The 2,533-nt window shown below is 35.6% G+C and carries 4 protein-coding genes; all 4 read left to right on the forward strand.

The window, feature by feature from the left end; all coding sequences use genetic code 11:
* A partial coding sequence (locus K8V80_RS06495; RefSeq protein WP_276776307.1) for a hypothetical protein occupies positions 1–320 on the forward strand: 320 nt, incomplete at its 5' end.
* Positions 321–441: 121 nt separating this feature from the next.
* Entirely contained in the window at positions 442–1,353 is a 912-nt protein-coding gene (locus K8V80_RS06500; RefSeq protein WP_276776310.1) for an ABC transporter ATP-binding protein, read from the forward strand.
* Entirely contained in the window at positions 1,350–2,141 is a 792-nt protein-coding gene (locus tag K8V80_RS06505; RefSeq protein ID WP_276776313.1) for an ABC transporter permease, read from the forward strand. Before K8V80_RS06500 ends, K8V80_RS06505 begins: the two co-directional genes overlap by 4 nt.
* A gap of 26 nt (positions 2,142–2,167) precedes the next feature.
* The coding region (locus tag K8V80_RS06510) for a hypothetical protein (protein WP_276776316.1) at positions 2,168–2,533 on the forward strand (366 nt) is incomplete at its 3' end.

Raw genomic sequence — 2,533 nt, forward strand, 5'->3', positions numbered from 1 at the left:
ATACTGATTTATATAAAACTTCATCAGATGAATTTGATTATTTCTGGGTTGACAAAAACCAATATGATAATTTTGAAACATTTAGATCGGGCAATAGGGATGCCGTAGATTTACCGCCCGAAGAGATAGCAAATGCAATGAGAAAAATATTGGAGAATGAAGTTAGCATCCCTATTGTAGACTTAATAAGATTAGCTGCTCAAGTTTTTGGTTTTGCTAGAACTGGTTCAATTGTAGATGCGGCAATGAATAGGGGCTTAGATACAGCTATCCAACGAAACTATATAAAGTTGGAGGAGGATAGAGCAACGATAATATAGTAAAAGTAACCCATTAGCTAAGCTTTTACTCCCTATCTTCAATTATTTCTACTTACCTAGTTTGCCAACTCCTTACAATACTATATCTTGTATTAAAAATTAGACGTACAACTTTATTCGTATGGAATATATTATAGAAACCAAGGACTTGTCTTTTGCTTTTAAGCATCAGCAGATACTAGATCATATCAATCTGAAGATACCTCAAGGGGGAATCTATGGTTATTTAGGAAAGAATGGAGCAGGGAAAACAACCACCATCAAACTGCTTTTGGGGTTGCTTGATCCTATTCATGGTAGCTCTATCTACTATAGCGACAAAGAATTCAGGAAACACCGAGAAGATTGCCTATCCCAAATTGGTAGTCTGATTGAGTCTCCGGCTTTTTACGATAATCTATCGGGGCTTGAAAACTTTAAATATCTCGATTTAATCTATCGCTGTGGGGAAGCTAGAGTAAAAGAGGTTTTATCCAAAGTGGGTCTCTGGGATGCTCGGAATAAGAAAGTGAAAAAATATTCTACAGGCATGAAGCAACGGTTGGGCATTGGCATGGCTATCTTTCACAATCCCGAAATTCTGATACTAGATGAACCGCTCAACGGACTAGATCCTGAGGCAGTGCACAGCATCCGTGAACTCTTGTTAGAACTTAAAGCAGAAGGTAAGACAATCTTGCTATCTAGCCATATACTCAATGAGATAGAGAAAGTATGTACCCATGTTGGTATCATAGAAAAAGGACATCTACTCTACCAAGGCAGTTTGAGTGAATTGATGCAAAACATACATCAAGAAATTGTATTTGTAACTAGCGAAGTTGAAAAAGCGCTCCGATTATGTGAGGATTATCAGTTTATAGCTACCGTACTCAGTGCTCAAGAACTCCAAGTTGGTATAGAAAACAAGGAGAAGCACAATGAATTACTTCGCTTATTTGTACAGCATGATATCCCTATCTATGGAGTTTCTGCAGGTATGAATAATCTTGAAACTATATTCCTAAATCTTACATCTCACGTACAACTATGAATACCATATCATTAATTTCAATGCTCCGTGCAGAGTTTTATAAAACAAGACGAAATAGGGGGTTTCTTCTTTTACTATCTTTTCCTCTGATTATTATTTTTATAGCTATTCTTTATTTGCTATATCATAGCAATGAAGTACATACATCTCCCATTAGTCCGTGGGCCTACTACCTAGCTAATGACACCCTTCCATTTATTGGTTTCTTTTATCCTATAGTAGTGGCTCTTTTTTGTTATTCTCTGTGTGATATGGAGTATAAAAACAACTCTATCAAACAGCTTTTTAGTTTGCCCATCAGTAAGGCGAAAATATACTTTACTAAAATAATCTTTATGTTTATCGCGCTACTTACTTCTTTGTTATTGGCGTATGGAGGCTTCTTTCTAGCAGGTTACTTATTGGGGCATTTAGCACCTAGTTATGGGTTTCAAGATTTCAACTACTTGGTATTTAAGCAGGTTACTAAATTCTTTATCGTAAGTGGAGTGGGTTTCTCTGCCATTATGATGATTCAGTATTTCTTGAGTTTGATATTCAAGAACTTTATAATTCCAGTAGCCATAGGTGGTTTTGGAGTGATATTCGGGATGATTGTGAAGATTTGGGATTATCTAGACTATGTACCCCACGCAACAGCTATAAATACATTCTTTGGCATGATGGACGATCCATTGGCTATGACATTATGGGGAAAAGCTTCTACCATAAATGCTTGTTATATATTAGCTTTTGGATTTTTATCCTTCTTATTCTTTACAAGGCGATTGGGCAAAAGAAATAGATAAAATATTTAATTAAAAAGAGATAAATTATGATGAAGACATTCGTAAAAATGAGTATGCTGATTTTTTGTTTAGTAGCAGTTTCTGCTTGTAAGAATGAAAACAAAAACAAATCGGTAGTAGAATCATTGATGGAAGGCGATTTTGAGAGTATCACGAGCGATCGTATTATAGATGAGGGTAAAGAGTATGCCCAACTTTTCGAAGTGGTAGCAAAAAACACGAAGATTAAAGATAAACGAGTGGAGTTCTCCTTATCTAAAAGGGAGTTTAAAAAGACAGGTCTAGATGGAGATTATTATGACAAGATACAAAAGCAAGTAAAAGGCTTCAATAATATGCTCGACTCTGAACCAGCCAAGAATGCTGATCAAACATTAAAAGAGTTTTTCAAA

Origin of the sequence: Bacteroides coprosuis (assembly GCF_020741705.1) — a bacterium.
In the GTDB taxonomy this organism is placed as follows: domain Bacteria; phylum Bacteroidota; class Bacteroidia; order Bacteroidales; family Bacteroidaceae; genus Bacteroides_E; species Bacteroides_E coprosuis.